This window comes from Nostoc cycadae WK-1 (genome assembly GCF_002897135.1).
Taxonomy (GTDB): domain Bacteria; phylum Cyanobacteriota; class Cyanobacteriia; order Cyanobacteriales; family Nostocaceae; genus Nostoc_B.
The window spans coordinates 499,407-520,992 of record NZ_DF978423.1 but is presented as its reverse complement, the minus strand read 5'-3'; the positions used below and the strand labels follow the sequence as shown (position 1 = coordinate 520,992).

The window sequence follows — 21,586 nt, the reverse complement described above, 5'->3', positions numbered from 1 at the left end:
GTCTTGTGGAATGAAACAGCCCTGCCTTTCCAAGGGGGGATTAAGGGGGGTAATTTGACTAGTGTTTACATCGTCGCTTATAGCAGGATCATCTTCATCATCTCCACCAGTCGCTACCCACACCACCAAATCCCATAAAATTGACTGGGGCGCAAATAAACTTAAAAATTTGCCTAGTTGTTGCGTCAAAGGGTAACGGTTGAGTTCTTCCCAAGTTAAAGAAAAGGCGGCTTTCACTCCCAGTTCTTCTTTGTTAAGAGTTTTCCTATTTTGTAAAGCTTCCTCGTCTAACTTGCGTTGTTGCAGTCGCTCCAACATTATATATAGATGTAAATTTGGGTCTTCTGCTAAATAAGCACCAACTAACTCTATCCCCAAAGGCAAATATTCTAGACATTCACATATTGCGTCTGCGGCTTCTGGTTGGTTGTCTACTCGCTTGTCTTTCCCCAGCAATTTTTTTAACAGTTCTAATGCTTTTTCTGGCGAGAGAACATCTAAGGGAATTTCTTGAATAAAGTTTGGATCTAAATTTCGCAGGCGAGTTGTCACTAAAACACGAAAACGGTTATCGCTGGGAACAACTTCGCCCAGGTTGTCTAAGCTAGTGACATCATCAAAGACAATTAATATAGGTAACTCAGCCTGGGGATATTGCAACCAACACCAAGCGACTTGTTCTTGTAAAGTTAACAGTCTTCCGCCTTGTTCTTGGGGAATCTCCAAACCAAGTTGCACAAAAAAACTCAAAACTTCCGCCGCGAGATTACTGGCTCGGTCATTAAACCAAGTTATTCCGCCATAATTATTTTGATATTGTTTAGCGTATTGGGTGGCAAATTCTGTTTTACCTACGCCTCCCATCCCTGATATTGCGACATAGTTACCACGCTGTAAGTCTTCATGTGCTTGTGTCAGTTCTGTTTCTCGCCCGACAAAGTGAACAGAACCGCGTGGTATATGTTTTGTGGGAGTTAACTTTGTCCGTTTCCCATCGGACGAGTTTAGTCAATTAAAAGTGACTGGGGCGTTAAATGTATTACCTTGAAAAAAGTTCTTGATTTCATCTGCGAACTTTTGATTGTTGTTAAAAATCGGCTGTTGTGACTGAGATTTGAGCGTGTCGGCGATTTCCTGTATTAATTGAATAAAGTTCTGATTTGTTTCTGCTTGTGCTGCTGTCGCCACTTCTTGTACAGCTTGCGCGATTTCAGGATTAGACTTAGCCGCAGCTTCTATTTCTAATACAGCTTTGCCATAATCAAGTGGTTGTTCTGGTGCTTTTTCAACCGCCGCTACAACATTAGGTGAGTGTTTTCTTAGCTTGACAAGCAACTCACCAGTTTTATTCCACAGAGTTTCGCCAACCATTTCGCCTGTTTTTTCTAACGCCTTAGTGGCGACTACAGAGCCAAGAGCGATCGCCACAGTAGTTAAAGGTTCCATGTGCTACTTTAATTTAGGTGCATCCTATTTATTTAATAACACAGCAATTCAGCTTGAAATTACGCAATTTCAAGCAAAAATTTAGATTTACGCTTTGTACAAGTAATTTTGATAATGTTGGTTTTTACATAATTGCGATCGCTCTTACACAAAAAGCTACTTAAATTATTAGATAAGTCGCAGAGCTAAATTTTTCCAGAACACAGAACCCTGTCGTTAGTAATCAGAACCTTGTCGTCACGACACGAAACCCTGTCGTTAGTAATCACAACCTTGTCGTCACGACACAGAACTCTGTCGTTAGTAATCAGAACCTTGTCGTCACGACACAGAACCTTGTTGTTAGTAATCAGAACCTTGTCGTCACTACATGAAACCTTGTCGTTAGTAATCAATACAAAATCCTATATTCATTTAGTAATTGCACTTAGCCAAATTATCAACTTTATCTAAATTAAATAACTGTTCACAATTGCAGTAATTCTGTTAGGTAGTCTTACTAAGATTACTCTGATGCAACATAATTTGTCTCTGTAAAAACTAGCAAATTGTTAACAAAAATCTTTGTATTAACAATTGACAAGTATAAAATTATACATTATATTAAAAGACATGATAAAGGCGATCGCCCAGTTCCCCAAAGAACAAAACGATCGCCCTGATCTAAACCCCAAAACAAATAAAAGCGATCGTCTGGTTCTGGCAAGAAGAGAGCGATCGCTTTTATCAAAACCCAAATACAGGAGTTTCAACATTATGATGGCACAATTACTCAACTTCGCCCAATCTCAAATAGCCCAGTTCTTAAGACAAAATTTACCCTCTCTTGATCGCCAGCAAATTTCTCAACAAATATTTCCTTACCGGGAACCAATTAAACATTTGCTGATTGGTTCACCCAAAGCTGTCACTAGTACAATTCACTATTTGCAAGTTATCGGCTACGCCAGTGTGGGAGATTGGAGTCCACTGCAACCAACAGGTAATCCCGATGAGGTAATGAGCATTTTAAGCCGTCAAATTTTAATACAGTAATTAAAATTTAAAGACGTTGCAATGCAACGTCTTTTTAACTCAGCACTCAGCACTAAATTAAGGCAACCACCGAGGATGGAAGCCAATTAACGGTAGCTTTTCTGGTTTGATGGTGGTCACGGCTGCATCAGCGATCGGTAACAGTGGCATTAACCACAGACTGCTAGTGGTGATTGCTTCACCGTCATCTGTTTTTAAACTATTGGCAGATGTTTGCGCGTTCTCTGGTTGGGCTACTACTTGGTCAAATAACAAACCTAGCCCATCTGGTGATAAACTCATTTCCACGTTCCGCTGATCAACTGGTAAAACTAGCAGCGGTTTTTGTTGTCCAGTTGTCAGATTGATGGCGACTAAATAAGGTTGCTCTACATATTCTGCTTGGGTGATTAACTGTGTCAGCAAACAATAGAGGGTGGGTGAAGCCGGATCAAATTGGCAATTGATAATTGAGCCTGTAGTTTTTAACAAAGGTTTTTGGATACCTTGGTTAGTGACTAAAAATAAATCTCGTGTGTAATCGGTGTTAAATTTGACCATTGCCGCTTGAGAGCCATCTTTAGAGAAAGCTTGTACTAGACCAAATTGTGGTAAAAAGTCTAGGGGTTTACTCGCATCGGCTTGTAGTGGCAATATCGCCGCGCCTTGACCTTGGGCAACGGCAACGGCTTTACTATCAGGAGTAATCATAAAATCTCCCCCTGGTTGGCTTTGTAAGCGTTGGGGAGTAGGTTTTTTGCCTGATTTATCCCAGGTGGTGGGCATATACCACAACCCAAAGTCACCAGGATTATTTTTATTACCACGTTGGACGACGATAGTTTGTCCGTCTGGTGATAAGTCAAATTTTAGGTTTTGATAATCTTTATTATCTAAAATTAAGTCAACTTTAGCGGCTGCTTCTGGTTTTTGGTCAGACTTGTCGGCAATTCCTGTGGTGACTGTGTACAACTGGGCGGAGAGTAAATCTTCGTTGTTGGTAGTACGAGCCGAAAATAAGATTTTTTCCCCATCTGGAAATGCTTTAAAGTCCATCACTGTGATGTCTTTGGGGGTAAGTACCTTTTTTTGCTCTTGAGTTAAGTTGTAAAGAATTAACTGCCCTTGTTCTTCGGGGTTAGCTCCTATATAAATAATGACGCGATCGCGGGTACGAAAACTACCAACAAAAGGCTGTATAACTTTAGATTTACTTTCTTTCTGGGCAAATTTATCTTTTGCTTGTTGTAACTGTACTTTATAGTTCGTACCGTAAGGGGCTGGTGTTAATAATGTATAGACCACCCGTCTACCTGCCCAACTAAATTTTCCTGCTAAGGGCGGCTCAATTTTTAAGTTATCCTCAACGCTTTTTGTATCCATTGGACGGCTAAAGGTGAGGCTAAAAGCAATATCTTCTGAACCAATTTGCTGATTTTGCCAAGTAAAGTTGCGGACACGGGGGGAAACAACATCACCTTGTAGGATGATAAAACCAATCAACAAACTCAGCAGCAGCATCAAGGCGATCGCTACACGGTCTAATGGTTGGATAAGGGTTTTACTAGTCATTGGTAATTAGTCAATAGTCAATGGTCATTAGTCAATGGTCAATGGTCATTAGCAAATGACAAATAACAAATCACTAATAACTATAGGGATTTTGAGGTTGGGGAATCTTTTTGACGGAGTTAGCCACAATGGTGAGTTGGCGTTTTCCGCTGAGATTGTCTGTCGCCATTTGTCCTTCAACTTCTAACCAGGTATCAGGGGCGTACTGTTCTTGACTGGCGGGCAATTTTACAGGTAATCCTACAGGGTAAGCATCCGCAGCACAGCATGAAAGAACAAATTTGGCTAAAAACACATATTCTTTACTTAAATCTGGGGGATGGATGACAAAGCCTTGGACTTTAGCTTTTTGCCCTGTATATGCGTCTGGTTCAGGATAAACATTGAGTGTCCGTACCCAGTCTACTAGCGATCGCTCTTCGGGGCGAATTGAAGCCCGAAAGGCTTGGGGTTTGATACGTGAAGTGCCGAGTAAATCACTTACACCACGATTCAGTGCTTTGTCGCTGGCAAAAACTTGCGGTGTAAAGATGAAACCTAAAATTGCCGCCGTTAACAATAAAGCACCACCCCAACCGGGCGGAAACAAAGTCATGTGCTGGACATTTGGCACAATATCGCGGCGGCGACGTTGCCAAAGTTCTTGCATTTTGAATAAACCGACAATTATTAAGCCAATACCAGCCACTACCACTAAACCAAAGTAATTCGGATGAATCAACAAGTTCAGCTTGCCAGTCAGCCAGTATTTCAACATCAAAATTCCCCAAGCTGTGACGGCTAAAACATCCAGCCAAGGTAGTAATAAATTAAAGCGTTGAGATTTAGATGTCATTTGTCATTTGTCCTTTGTCATTAGTTATTAGACATCTCTGTCTTTTAACTCAGCACTGTTTAAAGAACATGGAGGTTAAGAAAAATGGTAAATAAGAATGTCAATTGTCCGGCTAAGGCAAAGAGGTAAAAAATTGCCCTAGGCTTGAAAATAGATAACATTAAACCAATACTTTTAATGTCAATCATTGGCCCAAAGACCAGAAATGCCAGCAAGGAACCGCTACTAAATGCTGAGGCAAAAGATAGGGCAAAAAAGGAGTCAACTGTTGAACAAATAGAAACAACTGCTGCCAGAATTAACATCACAATGATCGAACTGACAGGGCCAGCACCGAGACTAAGGATTAAATCACGGGGTGCAAAGACTTGAATGGCAGCTGCGATCGCACTACCAATCACCATCACTCCTCCCAGTTCCCGTAATTCTTGAATACTGTTATCCATCAACAAGCGTAGTTTCGCCGCCAGTGGTTTATTTGGGCTGGCGAGGGGGTCATCTGCTGGTGATATGCTCCCATCCATGCGTGTGGGTGTACCTGCTTTCCCACCCAAAATATATGTGCCAGATTGCAACAAATTTGGTGTGGTTGGTTCTTGGGGAATTTGGTAACGTTTCCCCCGCCGTTGCGGTTCCACTTTGGCTGGGGGATTAAACTTCATATAACGGGCGATCGCAGGCTGGAGTATGGGATGCAAGTCCTTTTGAAAACTGAAGACAAAGCCAACAATTGTGGCAATTAATAGAGAAAATACTACCCGTAAAACTACTATTTCTGGCTGATCGCGAAACGCCGTCCAAGTTGCCCAAATGACAATGGGATTAATGGTTGGCGCAGCTAGTAAAAAACCAATTGCTACAGGTGTGGGTACGCCCTGAATCAGCAAACGCCGCGCTACCGGCACATTGCCACACTCACACACCGGAAATAAAAAACCAACCATACTGCCAACTAAAGCTCCCAACAGCGGATTTTTGGGCATTTTTTCGACTAATTTGCGCTCATCAACAAAAAATAGCAGCAAACTAGAGAATAAAACCCCTAGGAGCAAAAACGGCATCGCTTCGACTAGCAGACTCAGAAATATCGTGAAACCATTGCTCAGTTGATTCATGGGTGTCGCAGTCAAAAGCGGTTTAAAGTTTTGAAGTTATGTCTAGTCATTCTATCGAAATGGTGATCAAAATCATGTACGGGTGATTAAACATCATTGACACAACCAGAACATGTTTAATTCGTAGTCTTGCTTAAGCGCTAACTAGCGTCCATTAGTTTTAGTATAGTCATTTTACATGAGTGCATTTACTGATGATTGCGATTTTGAAGATTGTCTGATTTCCGAAATAGTTCCGAATTATCGGTTGATGGGTATAGGACTAGGTGACGTTTAATTACCTAATGTTTATACTTACTGTAAATTAGCTGATTTTTGTGTTATCTTCCACGCATTTTCATCAAGGATTTACAGAGTTTAAACATTTGGGGATCACGCTTAGTTACTGATATCCGTGTTTTAACTTACTTTTTGTAAATTAAAGATCAGTCGTGGTTGATTTCTACTACAGAAACTAGCAAACGGCAATACCAATTTGGAATATTTTTAGTAAACATTATGTATGGCGCTAATTCTCAAAAAGACTCCAAGTATTTTCACGGCTACTACTGCCTAAAATCTGGCAAATTATCATTTTTGTTATTATTAGTTAATATTTTGATGAATTAAGTTGTTTAAATTATTCATCTGTTAATAAAATAAAGATTCGAGTCGAAATATACACATAAAAATAACGTGTGAGGTTGTCAATTTGCCATTTATCAACCGTTTTTGTCTGTTTAACTTGCACCATATAGTAATATTTAGTGCTAAAGAGTTACTCAGTTAACTTTAAAATATCAGCATTTTATTTATTAATTACTCTTTAAAACTTATATATATCAGGGTTGCCAGTGTCACCAGAATTCACTTCTTTAATCTCACCACCAGTTTTATCTATTGCCAGTAATCACTACCTCAGTTTAGAGTCAAATCTCCAAGAACTACCGATGTACAACTTTGGTGTAGATATTAGTTGTACATGTATTGAACTAGTCGGTTATTTGGAAAAATACCCACAATTACCAGGAGTAGTGTTGATAGAAAGAGGAAAATTCCTGGGAATGATTTCTCGCCGCAGAATACTAGAATTTTTCATTCGCCCATTCGGACAAGAGTTATTTGCTAAAGCTAATTTACGCGAGCTTTACAGCTATGCACGCGCAGAAATTTTACTGTTGCCAGAGACGACAACAATCTTAACAGCAATGCAGCATACACTCAAGCGATCGCCTGAACTTTTTTCTGAACCTGTTGTTGTGCAAACAGAGACAAATACTTACAAATTATTAGATATTCATGATTTGAATCTAGCTGCTTGGCAAATTCGAGGAATTGAAACTCAGGTACGCTACGAACGTAGCCAAGCACAAATGATTCAAAATGATAAAATGGCACGCTTAGGGCGGTTAGTTGATGGCGTAGCTCATGAAATTTTAGACCCTGTAGGATTTATTTGGGGAAATTTAACGTACATCTCTAAATATAGTCAAGACTTACTCAAGTTAATAGCAGCTTACGCTGAAGATTTCCCCCAGAGTTCCGCCGCTATTAATTATCTTAAAGACGAAATTGAATTTGATTTTTTAGAAGAAGATTTAGGCAAAGCTTTGACAAGCGCCCACACTGGTGCAGAAAGATTAAAAAAACTCGTCACCAGTTTACAAAATTTCTGTCATATTGATGAAATTTATCCCAAACCAGTAGATATTAATGCTTGTATAGATGGGATTATCCTTCTCCTGAAGAGTCGTTTAAAAGGAGAGATTGAGATTGTGAAAAAATATGGTAAGATTCCCCCTGTTTCTTGTTTTATGGGGCAATTACACCAAGTATTAATGAATATTTTTAGTCAAACTGTGGATGGTTTATTAGATGAAGCAGTGAGACAGCAATTTCAACAAAAGAGTTGTCATAACAGCAACCAACCTCAAATTATCATTACTACAGCCGTTATTTCACAAACAGCAAACCAACCAAATGCGCCAGATTCTCGTTGGGTCTGCATTAGCATTGTTGACAATAGTCCAGGGATGTCGGAAGAATCTCAAAAACAAATTTTGGATTCTTTTTCTACTGAGAAACGGGCGGATATAGAAACTAGTTTAGGTGTTAGTTACCGAATTATTACAGCTAGACATGGTGGTAAATTAGATTTCCGTTCTCAGGTAGGTGTCGGGTCAGAATTTAAAATACTTTTGCCTTTAGTATAAAGTATAGCTGTTAGTAATACTGAGAAAAAAACATAGAAGATTATTAATTACAAATTAGTATTAGATGTGCTGATAAAATGAAATTTACCAAAACCTAGAAATTGCCCACTGGATGTTTCACCCATTGGAAATGCTGTAACACCGAAGACATAAACACCATTTCTTTGAGGATTTTGCAGAGCTTTTAAACCAATAGTAACTTCACTACCAGGAGACACAGGAGGATCAAAAGTAAACGATACAGTTTGGGTTTTTTCGTCGCTGCTAATATCTTTTAACTCTAGTTTTTCTCCTTTCTGAGAACGCGTTCCTTTAAAAGCGACACTCTCGTTGAGATTAAAGCGAATGTATTCTGCACTCTCAGGCTGGTTAATTGTAATTTGTTGCAATGTTCTTCCAGCATTTTCTGGTAAGTGAACTGTAAAATAATAGGTGGCTCCCAAGGTTTTAATTCGACTATAACTAATCGTTACCTCAACTAAACTCGGCGGTTGGATAAAAGCTATTTTTCCTTGTGAATTTGGTGGAGTTAGAGGAGATGGTTGAGGTGTAGAAGGTTTCAAATTATCTCTTTTAATATCATTTGTCAGATTGAAGGCAAAGGAACCAACCAGAGAAGAAGATTCCCAAGGTGTTTGTTTTCCAATAGTTGTTTGAAGTACTTCAGCCCGCACTTGCTTAAACATTTGCTCGACATCTAGGCTGGGAGTATTTATATTGCGTAACAAGGCTGTAGTGTAGGGGCTATTGCGGCCATCTCCATCCAAGGCGACTTTTCCAGGTGCGGTAGAATAAGCAATGAGTGTACCTTTAACAGATTGTGTTGGTGCTGCTAAACCACGTTGTAGAGAACGCCATTGACGAGAGAAGGGATTATTTCGACAGGCATCTAAAATAATAAAGTTAGCATCGTTAGCCGCATCTTCCATAACGTTTAGTACTTTACCCATCGCCATCGCTTCGTAACGTACATCTTGTTCTCTTTCCAGCCGCGCATTTACAGGTATTAAATAATTTTCTCCGTCTACTTGTAGTCCGTGGCCTGCATAGTAAAAGAGTCCCACTCCTCCCTGACGCAAACGGCGATTAAAGCTTTCAAGTGCTTCTTCCATTTGTCGCAAATCTGCATCTTTGAGGAGTATGACATCAAATCCCAATTGCTGTAAGGAGTTAGCAATATCTGTAGCATCGTTGACAGGATTAGCTAATGTGTCTGCTAATTTATAATTGGAATTGCCAATAATTAGTGCAGTACGGTGTTGACGTTGATTAGGGATAGAATTTTGGGCAATAGCTTTGGCTGCGATCGCTGCATCTATCCTGATCCTGGCGTGAGCTAAACTAAACGTTAATGGCAACACTAGTGCCGCAATTCCTAACAATAGTTGCCATTTTTGCCACAACATTTTGTTACTCTCGCTGAGTTTTTATATAAAAATTTAAATTTGATTATCTAAACTAAATTTAAATTGATTTTACTCCTAACCCACCGTGAGATTACATAAATATTTTTAAATAAAACGTAAAGAATGTATAAACAAGAAGTAGCTTCCCGGTCGCCGTCAGGTGTTTCCGAAGGGTAGAGTAGGATGTTAGAGAAGAAAATAAATTTACAAGAAAGCTTGTAGGGTGAGTATTATCATGTCCACCCTACTGTTGTAGTTTATAAATTTGCTTGCAATAAAGTCCCCCCACGTTGATAAATTTCTCTGGCATAGTCTGTCCAAGTTCCTTGTCCCCAATAACGAAAACAGCTTGTTTGTAGCAAGAAATTATATAGTAATGTCTGGCGGTATTGAGATTGTTTTGTCATCGTTTCAGGTTCACTATTTAGCAGTAGCTTATCTACTTTTTCATGAAATAAACTGCTAAGTTGGTTCATCGGGGATAACACATTTTCATATCCTTTGACCCAACTAATATGATTTGTCCATGAAGCCCCATCTACATGGAAGTTAGGATTAATTTGTTTTAATTCTTGAATGGCATTTTCTACAGCTTCAGGGTGACAATTATCGGGTGCAACTCTCTGCCAAATTTGATGTTGTCCTACTGGTTGACAAGCCGGATAATCTTGTGGGTTGCAACCTGCTGCTTCAATTAATTCTAAATATTCTGTACCGCACACCCCAATCACACCAGATTTCCCACCACCATGATTAACCATATCCCACCAAGCTTGTTTGAAAGCACTGGGAAATTCATTCATCATCACCCCGCCATTTTCACCATCACCAATTTGACTAACGATTGGTGGTACTAATACATCGCCTATTTGTTGTTTTGAAAGAGTTTTCGCTTCGTAATATGGCTGCATTTGAGCAACTAATTTTGTATCGGAACCTTGAGTTTTAATCAAGGCGGTGATGCTAATTGTTTCGCCTTGGGAATTACGGGCTATTAAACGGTGTGGTAAATGTTTGTACCGCAGCGATTCGCCATTGATTGTTTCTACAGAATGTTCTTGCACAAGTAGCCAGCGATAGCCACATTCTTTGAGTGATTTAATAAATTCAAATAGAGTATCAGGGTGATTTGGTAGGTGCATTTCTGGTGGCGAAAAGCCTTTGACTCGCGCCAATGCTTCCCAACCAAAAATAGCTGCAAAATGTTGTTGCCAAGCAATAATATGTAATTTAATATCAGGTATTGGTGTGGAAGGAACAACAGCATGACTCCACATTGTTCCCAACCATTCGACGTAAGGTTGATATTTTTGATCGCAAGTAATTCGTTTGAGGTTGTCAAGGATATCGTTGCGTCCCATCTGACGCAATCCCCACAACAAATTGCCAGAGTAATCTAACATGATGCGGGGATTGCAACCTTGGCTGACGAGTTCGGGGATAAAATCACCCATCCGGCTATAGCAATAAGCAAAAGGCGCAGCGTTGTGGTTATCGCCTTCATTAGGATGCTCAAACATATATTGCAGATTGCTGATCAGTTCGCCGTTGTATCCTGCGGGGATAGTTGGCTGGTGCATGTGTAAGGCGATCGCAAATACTGCATTAACATCCTCTAACTTGATATTGGTTGAGGGCAAAAAAACGGGTTCGTTGTGATTGACTACAGCAAGCACCTCGTTTTCCCAGCCAGAAATATTTGGTAAACCATCAATAATTTCTGGTGGGACAGTTGTAGGGAAGGAAAGCATAAAGTATGAGGAATAAAACTTTTCATCCCTCATACTGTATCTTTATTGTTGCAGTAGGCGATCGCGTGCCAGAATCTCTTAAGACTTACGTGCAGATGCTAAAGGAGTCACGTTTCTCGATAGCAAAACATCACAGAAACGATTAATTCTGCTCAATAAGCTTGGTCTTTCTTCAAACTGCTGCTTTTTTGGTGGTGCGGCGATTTTTAAAATCAACTCCAGCAACCAAGGGGCGAGGCGTTGACACCACACAGCTAAATGACTTTGCCATCCTACTAAAATTTCTGGTGCATCATTGTGCAATCCAACTATCAATGCTTGCGCTACTTGTTGCGGTGTCATCGGGATCACCCAACGGAATAGTTGCAAGTCGCGCACCATATCTGTGTCGGTGAGGGAAGGTAATAAGGCTTTGACTTGAATATTGTACTCGGCTAGTTCCTGACGCAAGGCTTGGGTAAATCCTAAGATGGCAAACTTGGTGGCGGAATATGTTGCCATCGTCGGTGCAGCGACTTTCCCCATTAAACTAGAGACATTGACAATTGTCCCTTGTCTTTGGCTCGCCATCCGTCGCGCTATCAAACTAGTTAGGGTATACATTCCCAACAAATTCACCGAAAGTTCTTCTTGCACTTGGAAAAGTTTAGAACGCAAGAATGAAGTTTGATATGCAACTCCTGCACAGTTTACCAGTAGATGAATCGGGCCATGATTGCGCCATAGTTGCGCTACAGCAATATTTACTTCAGTGGCGCGAGTTAAATCTAGTGTCATGATGACGGCTTCTGTTCCCAGTGCTTCGATTTCTTGGGCGACTTCAGTTAACTTTTGGCGATCGCGTGCTATTAAAATTAGCTTTTTCATTCCTTGTTGCGCCAGCGCTAGGGCGATCGCTTTACCAATACCACGAGAAGCCCCTGTTATTAGAGCAACATTACCTTGAATTTTCATCAGTTTCATCTCCAGAATTTAAGTCTTAGTCCGCGTTTTTGGCTTGCAGATAGACGCAATTACAGCTACTCGTTTCCCGCGGGTAAGACAAATCATCGATTATTGTTGAATTTCAGAGGAGAACTCAGCTGTTAGCAAATCAGATATTTATGTGTCAATCTGCGTTGCGGAAATCCTCTCTCTACCTTCCAAATGGCAAATCAATACTTTACGCTATTGGCTGACATAGATATGGCTCATAGTTATTACCTCTTTTAGATTCAGAGCATTGATCAGCAGCGCGCTAAACACACGTTAACAACAAAATCAAGTAGTAGCAATATTTTTTAATAAGAATTTCTTAACACTTTGTAACCAAGGGAATATATATATAAAATATTTTGGGAAATAAGTTTTTATGAATACCTCTAGACAAATGTCATCATTTTTTGACAATTGCTTAGAGATTATATAAATTCAAAAAAATTTATGACCAATTTTCAGCAAAATAGAGAAAGCTGATATTAATTGCTAGACATAACAAAGACATAAAAAAGTTATACAGTCCAGCAGCAGAAATTTGCCTGAAAGTCCCTGCTTGTAAGTGTTTGATGATTAATTTTTATTTAAATCTAACTGAAGATTGCTATAAAGCTGACACCATCGACTTATTGAATAAGTCAGGGATCAATGATTTAAGGTAAGGGATCTTTTAATTAATAAATAATTTAATAAATCTGTGTATATTTACTAAATTTAGTAGAGAAATATTAAGATGACAAATGGCAACCAGCTATTAATTAAAATCGCAGAAAATACATTAACTGAGCGATCGCCTCGGCAGACAACTGCAATCTTTGCTGAAAATCAGCTAAATTCCGGTATAGTCCATTGACTTGGCGATTTTCTACAACCGCTTGAGCCAAAGATAAATCAAAAAATGGTGTTTGCGCCAAAATCTCGACTGTAGCGGTATTTGGGTTGACTAAATTAGTGGAATGAACCAGAGATTCGTTGTCATAGTAAACAAAATGCAGCAGTGGCTCTAATGGCTTGAGTCTTTGCACAGGTAAACTCAAAGCGGCTGCAATATCTTCGATACAGTAAAATTTGACCCCAGAACGGGAAAGTTCTACAAGCGATCGCGCCTGGTGAATCGACAAGCCTGGTAAGCGTAACCAATCATCTACCGTTGCTTGATTCACATCAATCCGGATACCCAATTGTGCCGCTATTTGAATTTCTTCGCCAGATTGCAACCGATAGTAAGGATCATTGAGCAGTTTGGCGCGAAGTTTTTGTAACTTGAAGTTTAAAGGTAGCCAGTTGTGCATCATCTTTACTTGTATCAAGAAATTTGGTCGAGCAGCTGGCGGCGCTTTTGCTCAAATTCATATTCAGAAATCAAACCATCTTGGCGGAGTGTATCTAACTCACGCAAAGCTTTTGCAATGGTTTCCACCTGATTACTTGTGTGTTGAGAAAATTTGACAGGTGACTTACCCTGATTAAAATTCCGGTCAAAAGCTTCTTCATCTTGGGCTAAATACCAGACACCTTCAATAGCACTAGCCACCTTGGGGATTGGTGTCCAAGAAAGCAGAACATATAAAATACCCCACAACGGCTGTCCTAAATAAAACTTATGCAGTCCTGAAATGGTGAGCGTACCAGAAAAAGCGAGAACAGCAGCGATACTGCGGCTTTTGCGTTTTACTAACATACTTATTATAAATTTACCACTATCACAGTTAGGTCTATCAAACAGCGATCGTAGCAAAATACCTAACTAAATTCAGCATCATATTAGTCTGGTGAGAATAGCCAAAACTAAACTTATCCTGATGCTATATTAAAATATTTCCAGCAAAGTCGGGCTGTATGGGTGTTGAGGGTGAGAGTAAAGGCGATCGTGAAGCTGTATTTCAGCCAGAATCTTGAGAAGACTGGGAATACTGAAAACGATAACAGTAGTGATATTTAAATAGCTAGTTAAACACCTTAGCTTTCATACGGGCCAAGAAATCTTTCCCCATTAAAATGAATCATGTGATCAGGTTGATCTGCTATCCACACCTCTGTTTCCCAAGAAATCTCAGCTAGATACCGAGTCATTTCCTGACGACTGGGAAAGGCAGTTACAAACACCAATCCTTTACGACTAGACTGAAACAGTTGCTTTAATTCATTGCGACGTTTCAAGTTTACCGGGCCATGACTTGTCACAGCCTCTATTAATATCAGCCAGTCTTGTTGCTCATAGTAAACTACAATATCTGGCATTTTACCGTGAGTGTCTAGCTCAATTCCCAGTTCTCGGAATTTCTGAGTTTCATTGATAATAAACTTATCTCCAGCATCACCTACATAAATCACAAAACCTCTAGGTGTAAATTTGGGACAGAAACTTTCTAAAATGTCTTTGATTAATAAATTCTGTCCACCCGATGAAAGTTGAATAGCTTGACCATTAGGTAGTGTTACAGGAATTATTGGTCTATTTCGCTTTCTGTCCTGCAATAAATTTGTCACTGAAACAGCATAATTGTGACGAGCTTCTTCCCATTGTTCCGAAGCGTACAATTTAATCAGTGATAATGCTTGTTGATGAAGTTGATAACACCATTTTGGGCTGTTAATCGGTCGCTCTGGTTGATCCGGATTCTCTACAACTATCCCCATCTGCACAAACTGGTGCATTGTCTGTCGTCGCACTGTTTCGCGTGTATTTGGTGCATATTGTTTACCGTAGTGATCACGAAACCAATCCATCATTTCTGTGATTCTGCGTCTTGGTGCTGTTGCTTGATACCAAGATGTTTCAGGCCGAATGTCTGCTAAAGCCAGTAAACACAATGCAGAGCGTTCGTTCTGTTGAGCTTTAGGAGCAGAAATAGCTTTGAGAATTGCTAACGCCTCCTCAATTCGTTTACTCGCCTGAATTGCATTTGTGGCTTCGCTCATAATCGACAAAGTTTGATGTACAACTTGATCAAGTTGTTCCTGATCTAAGTGAGAATCACCAATTTGGCTTCCTAATCGAATTAAATCATCTTTGCTAGGGTATTTAAGTTTCCGTAAGTCTGTGGCGTTGACTTGTGTGTGTCCACTAAATTGGCGGAAGTAAATATCTAATAAAGTTGAATTGAGAAATGCTGTTAAACCTCGTGCTAAATCAGGGTTCATTCCCTGACCGTGAGCATGGTAATAATTTAGGTGATTTTCTATACCAAATACCGGAAAATCGCTAGGAGGACACACAGCAGCTACAACACGACGCTTTTCTTCTTTAGCTGAAAATCGCTTTGTTAAAACATACCAACCTGATGGGACTAACCATTTTGCTGTTTCTGGGTTTTGTGTAATAGCGATCGCTTTACGGGGATTACTAGGGGGAAAACATACTTTCCCTGCCTTGATCGCTTCTGGATAAATCAATGGCACACTTTTATTATCCCAGGAAGTTTTCAACGCTGATTTGAGACGAAAATCCACAACTGGCCCTGTTGAAACTTCTAAGCCAAGGTCATCTAAAGTAGATGAGAATTGATTCATTTGCGCTCTCAAATAATCCTCAAGAGAGTTGGTCACAATATGAATAAAACTTTCATAATCATGAGGATCAACAACTTGGCTATAAGGAACATATCTTAATTCTGAAAATTCATCTAACTTGTTTTCAATATTTTTAGCAATTTCAACGTAATCTGGTATAGTTTTAGTTCTAATTGCATGAAAAATAATATTTTCTTGTAATACATTATCTTCTATAAAAGCTGCTGAACGACTTTCAAAAATATGAATGTTTGAAATTACCATATTTTGCAGAAAAGCTTGCCTGAAAGGCCTAAAATAAAAACCATTGCAAAAACTTCTAGGCGTAATAGCAACTATTTCTCCGTTGTCAGACAAATTTAAAACAGTTAGCCAAACAAATGCGCTATATAAATTTACAGTTTCTATTCCTAATTGTGACAGGATTTTTCTTTCTATTGATTGGCGATTAATTTTTTTATAAGGTGGGTTAAGAATTGCATGGGTAAAGCTATTAGATGAATGATTGAAAATTGCTAAATCTATTTCACTAATATTCTGAATAAAACTTTCTTGATATAAGCAATAGTTTGCTGTAATTCCTATTTTTTCTAAAGCGATACAACACTCTGTCAGGCATTGTCTCAAAGCTGGTATAAAAGCTGATTCAATTTCATAAGCTGTAAGCAAACAACTTTTGACATTGCGAGGATTTGCTAATAGTTGTTCGACAAATGCAGCAGTTAACGCACCAACTCCAGCCCCCGGATCTAAAAGATTAATATGACCAGATAGATTGCTGAATTGTCTCGCCATCAACCGCGCAACTAAAGCGGGAGTAAAAAACTGTCCCAATTCACTGCGCTGCTTTAAATTCAGTTTTGAGGAGAAATGAATCCGGTTAATATCGGTGGAGTCTGTCAGGAATGTAGTCATTTTGATGTGAAAAAATTAGCCTGCGATCGCAGGCTTGTTGGTATAGCCCCAGATTGCACATCTGGGGCTATTAACTAGTAATTAACCTTGAGTTACCTTTTCTCTCTCCAAGAACTTCTCTAGTTCTGTCAGCGCATCAGCATCAACCTTAGTTTGCATCGGACAGAATTTAGGCCCACACATCGAACAAAATTCAGCCGTTTTGTAGATGTCTGCGGGTAAAGTCTCGTCGTGATATTCCTTCGCTCTTTCTGGATCGAGGGATAATTCAAACTGACGGTTCCAGTCGAAGTTGTAACGGGCGCGGGAGAGTTCGTCGTCTCTGTCTCTTGCGCCTGGTCGATGTCTGGCAATGTCGGCGGCGTGGGCTGCTATTTTGTAGGCAATCAACCCATTGCGAACATCTTCAGCGTTGGGTAGTCCTAAGTGTTCCTTAGGGGTAACGTAGCACAACATTGCTGTACCATACCAGCCAGCCATTGCTGCGCCAATAGCGGAAGTAATGTGGTCATAGCCAGGAGCAATATCTGTTACCAATGGCCCCAACACATAGAAAGGTGCTTCAGAACACTCTTCCATTTGCTTGCGGACGTTGAATTCAATTTGATCCATTGGGACGTGTCCAGGCCCTTCTACCATTACCTGGACATCGTGTTCCCAGGCTTTGCGAGTTAACTGTCCGAGGGTTTTCAATTCAGCTAATTGTGCAGCATCAGAAGCATCATGGGTACAGCCAGGACGCAGGGAATCACCTAAGCTGAAAGAAACATCATATTTCTTGAAAATTTCAATGATGTCTTGGAAGTGGGTGTAAAGCGGGTTTTGTTTATGGTGATGCAGCATCCACCGTGCCAAAATGCCACCACCACGAGACACAATCCCAGTGATGCGGCTTCTGACTAGGGGTAAATGTTCCATCAAAATGCCAGCGTGGATGGTTTGATAGTCAACCCCTTGCTGGGCGTGTTTTTCGATGATGTGGAGGAAGTCATCGGCGGTGAGGTTTTCAATTGTGCCGTGGACGCTTTCTAATGCTTGGTAAACTGGCACTGTACCAATAGGTACGGGTGAGGCGTTGATAATAGCTGTGCGGATTTCATCTAAGTTACCGCCACCTGTGGACAAGTCCATCACGGTATCAGCACCATATTTCACCGCCAGCTTCAATTTGTCTACTTCTTCTTGAAGATTGGAAGAGTTGGGTGAAGCACCAATATTGGCATTTACTTTGCACTTGGAGGCGATACCAATAGCCATTGGCTCTAGGTTGGTGTGATTAATGTTCGCCGGGATAATCATTCTTCCCCGTGCTACTTCCTCACGAATCAGGTCAGCAGGAAGATTTTCCCGCTGGGCAACGTAGTGCATTTCCTCGGTGATAACACCCTGACGTGCGTAGTGCATTTGAGTTACATTGCTCTGCCCACGCCGCTTGGCAACCCATTCTTTCCGCATGATTGAAATTCCTCAATAAACAGCTTCCCTCCGCTGGTATTACCCAGACTCAGGTGTTAAGGGTGTGATCTCAGCCTGAAATCTCAGGCACCCCTAGCATGGATGTAGATTGTACCATCTTGTTTAGGGTTGGGGGCAAGAGGGTTAACAATTTATGAGGTGTGGGTTAAAGCGATCGCACCTCACCTTTCTAAACACCAGAAATTTTTGGGCGGTCACCTTTTTGAAATCTCATCCAATCTTGTTTTAAAGCTGCTGGAGCCGGATTTCTAGCATCATAGACAACAATTACATTTGTTAGGGGTCTACCTGCTGGAACTAAAATTTTATTATTGGCGGCTAAAGCTTTCGACGCACCACCATCTAAGTTCATGGCTTCATAACAGCCGATTGCTTTCATAGCTTGTGCTGTTTGTTGCAAAGTTAGGCTACCATCGAAACTCACCAAAAATAATTTTTTACCATCAGCGGGGAAACCTATAGCTGTGCGTGCGCCTTGTCCTAAAACATGAGGATCTTTAAATCCTTCTAGTCCTGGGTTGAGCCAAATTTTTCCCTGTCTTAACAATCGGGGGCCACAGGTGAGAGAAAACCAATGTTGATGCCATTCAGGTTTACCATCAACCCGTGCTGTAATCATCTCTGGCTGGTTGCCAACTCGCAAACCCAAGGTAGTGCCAAAATTTTCCCATTGGCTGTATTTGACAAATCTACCTGCTGCTACCATGTTACCCATGACTGTCTTCTGGGCATTTTTGGCGAAAAAAGTCCCATTGGCAATCACAGCGGCACGATAACGAGATACCATTTTGCTAAATTCTTCATCACCGCTACTTTTCTGCTGTGTATTCGCAAAAGCTGCATTCTTGGCTAAACCAATAGTTATCAAGGTTTGCGGGTCAGTAAGATCAATAATTGTCTGGTAGAAAGAAATCCCATTCACCTTGGCTTTTTTAACTTGGACAGTTTGAGCAGTTGCGGGGAGTGCTAATGACAGTCCGTTTACTAGGGAAGCACCTCCCAGGAACAAGAAAGAACGTCTGCAAATCTTAGAGTTCAGCATAATCAACTCACACTTATGTGGTTTTTATTAAAATTCCCAATTTTTTGCATAATTTCACTCACGAACCTCTGTTAACTATCTATTGGAAAGTTAAGGAGTAGAGAAAAAATAGATAATATCTAATGACTAGTAGCTTTCGGTATCTGATTTTTCACAAACCCTACGGTGTCCTCAGTCAATTTACGCAGGAAACACCGAACCATAGTACTCTCAAAGATTATATTGATGTGCCTGATGTTTATCCTGTGGGGCGTTTGGACTGGGATAGTGAAGGATTATTACTGTTGACAAACGATGGAAAATTGCAACATCGACTTTCTGATCCGCGTTTTGCCCATCCGCGAACTTACTGGGTACAAGTAGAGCGGATTCCCGATGCAGATGCTATAACCAAATTGCAAACGGGTGTAGAAATCCAAGATTACCGCACTCGACCTGCAAAAGTGAGACTGTTACCCGAAGATCCACCAGTGGGCGATCGCCATCCACCCATTAGATTTCGTAAAAATGTGCCGACAGCCTGGTTAGAAATGACTTTGACAGAAGGCAAAAATCGTCAGGTGCGGCGGATGACTGCGGCTGTAGGGTTTCCCACTTTGCGACTCATCAGGGTGAGCATAGCCCATCTCAACTTGGATGGACTACAACTAGGCCAGTGGCGCGACTTGAGTGCATCAGAACTCAAATTGCTGCATAACTTACCTCACAAATATTCTGACTCTAGAACTAAGAAGTCTAAATTTTCTTAGTACATATATTGTTCGGGTAAATCAATAAATTGATGTAAATAAAAGTAATTAATCATCTGTAGGTCTGAGCTATCAATAGAAAGCATTAAACACTACAAACAGATTTTTCTGGCTTTAATTGGCTAAATCTAACCAAAAAATTATATATAATAAATTCTTTTTATTCCCTATTAATGAACTTTAGCCCTTGGGTACAAGTTTACGTCTTATGAGCTTTAATCAGCGATCGCTCTGGCATCAAACCCACCAACAACAAGATACCTTGTCAGCACCTCCGGCTCGCTTGGAACTTGTGCCTGAAAGAACCTCGGATTTAGAACTGTACACAGCAGAAATGCTACGGCGTACACAAGCAGAACTCCAGTGGTATCGCCATCTCTATGAAAATACACCGACGATTTACCTGAGTTTGAATGCAGCAGGAATAATTCTATCTGTAAACCAGTTCGGAGCTAACTGTCTGGGTTACACACCTGAACAATTAATCAAAACCTCGGTGTTTAATCTGTTTGAGCCAACAGACAAAGAAAAACTATCTGAGGTATTCATTGAGCTTTGCAGTGCTGCTCAACCCTATGACTCTATTAATGGAGAATATCGCCTAAACTGCCTTGATAGTAAGATTAGATGGGTAAAAACTACAGTTCAAATATCGCCTGAACAAGACTGTCCTGAGAACAGTTCCGTGATTTTGATGGTGTGTCAAGACATCACCACTTACAAGCAGAAAGAAGTTAGCCAACAAACTAGCCAAACTACAATGCAGGCTCAGTTGGCAGAAATGGAAAGCCTCAGTCGCCTCAAAGAAGAATTTCTCAGTACAGTCTCCCACGAACTTCGTACACCATTGACAAATATGAAAATGGCGATTCAAATGCTAGGAATTGCCCTACACCAAGAACAAAATTTTTTGCTGGAAATGGCCAAGCCAGCAGCAGAACGCTCAAAAGCATCTCGCTATTTTGAAATTTTAGATAACGAGTGCGATCGCGAAATCAACCTGATTAATAACTTTCTCGATTTACAACGGTTAGATACCAGCGCGACACCTTGGGTATTAGAAACTATTCACGTCCAACAATGGCTTTGGCGGGTTGTAGAGTTATTTCAAGCACGTAATCGCGCTATATGTAAGCAAAGGGTGATTTTAAGTATCACACCTAATCTCCCGCCACTGGCTTGCGACCCTTTTAGCCTAGAGCGGATCTTCATAGAACTGCTAACTAACGCCTGTAAATTTAGCCCCTCAGAGGGCGAAATCACTATTTCTACCCAATTAAACTTACAAAATATCCAATTTCATGTGATTAATTCGGGTGTAGAAATTTCCAGTTCGGAATTAACACATATTTTTGAAAAATTCTACCGTATTCCTAGTAATGATCCGTGGAAACAAGGTGGCACAGGATTAGGGCTGGCATTAGTGCAGAAATTAATTAAGCAATTAGCAGGAACAATAGAGGTAGAAAGCGGGTCAAATCGTACCTGTTTTACTATCCAATTACCATTGCATACCCAAGTAAGTAAAAAGTAGAAAGGTAAAAGTAAAAAGAAAATTTATGAGCAAAGTCAATATTGCTTACAA

At 40.3% G+C, this 21,586-nt stretch carries 17 protein-coding genes and 1 riboswitch; of the genes, 4 read left to right on the top strand and 13 right to left on the bottom strand.

The window, feature by feature from the left end:
• A partial coding sequence (locus NCWK1_RS06440; protein WP_281259091.1) for an NB-ARC domain-containing protein occupies positions 1-918 on the bottom strand: 918 nt, incomplete at its 3' end.
• Between the two features lie 90 nt (positions 919-1,008).
• Positions 1,009-1,446, bottom strand: coding sequence for a hypothetical protein (locus NCWK1_RS06435; RefSeq protein ID WP_103124125.1), 438 nt, complete (start codon positions 1,444-1,446; stop codon positions 1,009-1,011).
• A gap of 756 nt (positions 1,447-2,202) precedes the next feature.
• On the opposite strand from NCWK1_RS06435, the gene NCWK1_RS06430 reads away from it, so the two are divergent.
• Positions 2,203-2,481, top strand: a complete 279-nt coding sequence (locus NCWK1_RS06430; protein ID WP_103124145.1) for a hypothetical protein — start codon at positions 2,203-2,205, stop codon at positions 2,479-2,481.
• A gap of 57 nt (positions 2,482-2,538) precedes the next feature.
• Here NCWK1_RS06430 and NCWK1_RS06425 read toward each other — a convergent pair whose 3' ends face one another.
• The 3 genes from NCWK1_RS06425 to NCWK1_RS06415 form a co-directional block, all read right to left on the bottom strand.
• Positions 2,539-4,032 carry a TolB-like translocation protein gene (locus NCWK1_RS06425; protein WP_103124124.1) on the bottom strand — a complete coding sequence of 498 codons (1,494 nt, stop codon included), beginning with the start codon at positions 4,030-4,032 and terminating at the stop codon, positions 2,539-2,541.
• 73 nt (positions 4,033-4,105) lie between these two features.
• Complete coding sequence (locus tag NCWK1_RS06420) at positions 4,106-4,867, bottom strand: TIGR03943 family putative permease subunit (RefSeq protein WP_103124123.1); 762 nt, start codon at positions 4,865-4,867, stop codon at positions 4,106-4,108.
• A 59-nt stretch (positions 4,868-4,926) separates the two neighbouring features.
• On the bottom strand, positions 4,927-5,982 hold the full coding sequence (locus NCWK1_RS06415; RefSeq protein WP_103124122.1) for a permease: 1,056 nt from the start codon (positions 5,980-5,982) through the stop codon (positions 4,927-4,929).
• 833 nt (positions 5,983-6,815) lie between these two features.
• On the opposite strand from NCWK1_RS06415, the gene NCWK1_RS06410 reads away from it, so the two are divergent.
• Positions 6,816-8,174 (top strand): sensor histidine kinase, encoded by a 1,359-nt coding sequence (locus NCWK1_RS06410; protein ID WP_103124121.1) that lies wholly within the window; start codon positions 6,816-6,818, stop codon positions 8,172-8,174.
• A gap of 47 nt (positions 8,175-8,221) precedes the next feature.
• Here the strand turns inward: NCWK1_RS06410 and NCWK1_RS30055 are convergent, their stop codons facing one another.
• The 8 genes from NCWK1_RS30055 to NCWK1_RS06370 all read right to left on the bottom strand — a co-directional run bounded on the left by NCWK1_RS30055 (position 8,222) and on the right by NCWK1_RS06370 (position 19,252).
• Positions 8,222-9,580, bottom strand: a complete 1,359-nt coding sequence (locus NCWK1_RS30055) for a DUF2808 domain-containing protein (RefSeq protein WP_245894841.1) — start codon at positions 9,578-9,580, stop codon at positions 8,222-8,224.
• Between the two features lie 257 nt (positions 9,581-9,837).
• Positions 9,838-11,331, bottom strand: coding sequence for a glycosyl hydrolase family 57 (locus NCWK1_RS06400; protein ID WP_096581284.1), 1,494 nt, complete (start codon positions 11,329-11,331; stop codon positions 9,838-9,840).
• A 78-nt stretch (positions 11,332-11,409) separates the two neighbouring features.
• On the bottom strand, positions 11,410-12,285 hold the full coding sequence (locus tag NCWK1_RS06395) for an SDR family NAD(P)-dependent oxidoreductase (RefSeq protein WP_103124144.1): 876 nt from the start codon (positions 12,283-12,285) through the stop codon (positions 11,410-11,412).
• Positions 12,286-13,064: 779 nt separating this feature from the next.
• A complete protein-coding gene (locus tag NCWK1_RS06390; protein WP_103124120.1) occupies positions 13,065-13,598 on the bottom strand; it encodes a ComEA family DNA-binding protein in 534 nt (177 codons plus the stop codon).
• 14 nt (positions 13,599-13,612) lie between these two features.
• Positions 13,613-13,987, bottom strand: a complete 375-nt coding sequence (locus NCWK1_RS06385; protein WP_103124119.1) for an NINE protein — start codon at positions 13,985-13,987, stop codon at positions 13,613-13,615.
• A gap of 278 nt (positions 13,988-14,265) precedes the next feature.
• Positions 14,266-16,734 (bottom strand): BsuBI/PstI family type II restriction endonuclease, encoded by a 2,469-nt coding sequence (locus tag NCWK1_RS06380; protein WP_103124118.1) that lies wholly within the window; start codon positions 16,732-16,734, stop codon positions 14,266-14,268.
• An 81-nt stretch (positions 16,735-16,815) separates the two neighbouring features.
• The gene (gene thiC / locus NCWK1_RS06375) at positions 16,816-18,189 is read right to left on the bottom strand and encodes a phosphomethylpyrimidine synthase (RefSeq protein WP_103124117.1); all 1,374 of its coding nucleotides are present in this window, start codon (positions 18,187-18,189) and stop codon (positions 16,816-16,818) included.
• An 8-nt stretch (positions 18,190-18,197) separates the two neighbouring features.
• Positions 18,198-18,294, bottom strand: a riboswitch (TPP riboswitch).
• 85 nt (positions 18,295-18,379) lie between these two features.
• Entirely contained in the window at positions 18,380-19,252 is an 873-nt protein-coding gene (locus NCWK1_RS06370; RefSeq protein ID WP_096581272.1) for a phosphodiester glycosidase family protein, read from the bottom strand.
• A gap of 122 nt (positions 19,253-19,374) precedes the next feature.
• On the opposite strand from NCWK1_RS06370, the gene NCWK1_RS06365 reads away from it, so the two are divergent.
• On the top strand, positions 19,375-20,001 hold the full coding sequence (locus NCWK1_RS06365; protein WP_103124116.1) for an rRNA large subunit pseudouridine synthase E: 627 nt from the start codon (positions 19,375-19,377) through the stop codon (positions 19,999-20,001).
• A gap of 208 nt (positions 20,002-20,209) precedes the next feature.
• Positions 20,210-21,535, top strand: coding sequence for a PAS domain-containing sensor histidine kinase (locus NCWK1_RS06360; RefSeq protein ID WP_103124115.1), 1,326 nt, complete (start codon positions 20,210-20,212; stop codon positions 21,533-21,535).
• Positions 21,536-21,586: the final 51 nt, after the last annotated feature.

What these genes read in the sequence shown, in the direction of transcription:
- NCWK1_RS06435 (WP_103124125.1), bottom strand. Translation starts at nt 1,446, where the DNA reads ATGGAACCTTTAACTACTGTGGCGATCGCTCTTGGCTCTGTAGTCGCC.
- NCWK1_RS06430 (WP_103124145.1), top strand. Translation starts at nt 2,203, where the DNA reads ATGATGGCACAATTACTCAACTTCGCCCAATCTCAAATAGCCCAGTTC.
- NCWK1_RS06425 (WP_103124124.1), bottom strand. Translation starts at nt 4,032, where the DNA reads ATGACTAGTAAAACCCTTATCCAACCATTAGACCGTGTAGCGATCGCC.
- NCWK1_RS06420 (WP_103124123.1), bottom strand. Translation starts at nt 4,867, where the DNA reads ATGACATCTAAATCTCAACGCTTTAATTTATTACTACCTTGGCTGGAT.
- NCWK1_RS06415 (WP_103124122.1), bottom strand. Translation starts at nt 5,982, where the DNA reads ATGAATCAACTGAGCAATGGTTTCACGATATTTCTGAGTCTGCTAGTC.
- NCWK1_RS30055 (WP_245894841.1), bottom strand. Translation starts at nt 9,580, where the DNA reads ATGTTGTGGCAAAAATGGCAACTATTGTTAGGAATTGCGGCACTAGTG.
- NCWK1_RS06400 (WP_096581284.1), bottom strand. Translation starts at nt 11,331, where the DNA reads ATGCTTTCCTTCCCTACAACTGTCCCACCAGAAATTATTGATGGTTTA.
- NCWK1_RS06395 (WP_103124144.1), bottom strand. Translation starts at nt 12,285, where the DNA reads ATGAAAATTCAAGGTAATGTTGCTCTAATAACAGGGGCTTCTCGTGGT.
- NCWK1_RS06390 (WP_103124120.1), bottom strand. Translation starts at nt 13,598, where the DNA reads ATGCACAACTGGCTACCTTTAAACTTCAAGTTACAAAAACTTCGCGCC.
- NCWK1_RS06385 (WP_103124119.1), bottom strand. Translation starts at nt 13,987, where the DNA reads ATGTTAGTAAAACGCAAAAGCCGCAGTATCGCTGCTGTTCTCGCTTTT.
- NCWK1_RS06380 (WP_103124118.1), bottom strand. Translation starts at nt 16,734, where the DNA reads ATGACTACATTCCTGACAGACTCCACCGATATTAACCGGATTCATTTC.
- thiC (WP_103124117.1), bottom strand. Translation starts at nt 18,189, where the DNA reads ATGCGGAAAGAATGGGTTGCCAAGCGGCGTGGGCAGAGCAATGTAACT.
- NCWK1_RS06370 (WP_096581272.1), bottom strand. Translation starts at nt 19,252, where the DNA reads ATGCTGAACTCTAAGATTTGCAGACGTTCTTTCTTGTTCCTGGGAGGT.
- NCWK1_RS06365 (WP_103124116.1), top strand. Translation starts at nt 19,375, where the DNA reads ATGACTAGTAGCTTTCGGTATCTGATTTTTCACAAACCCTACGGTGTC.
- NCWK1_RS06360 (WP_103124115.1), top strand. Translation starts at nt 20,210, where the DNA reads ATGAGCTTTAATCAGCGATCGCTCTGGCATCAAACCCACCAACAACAA.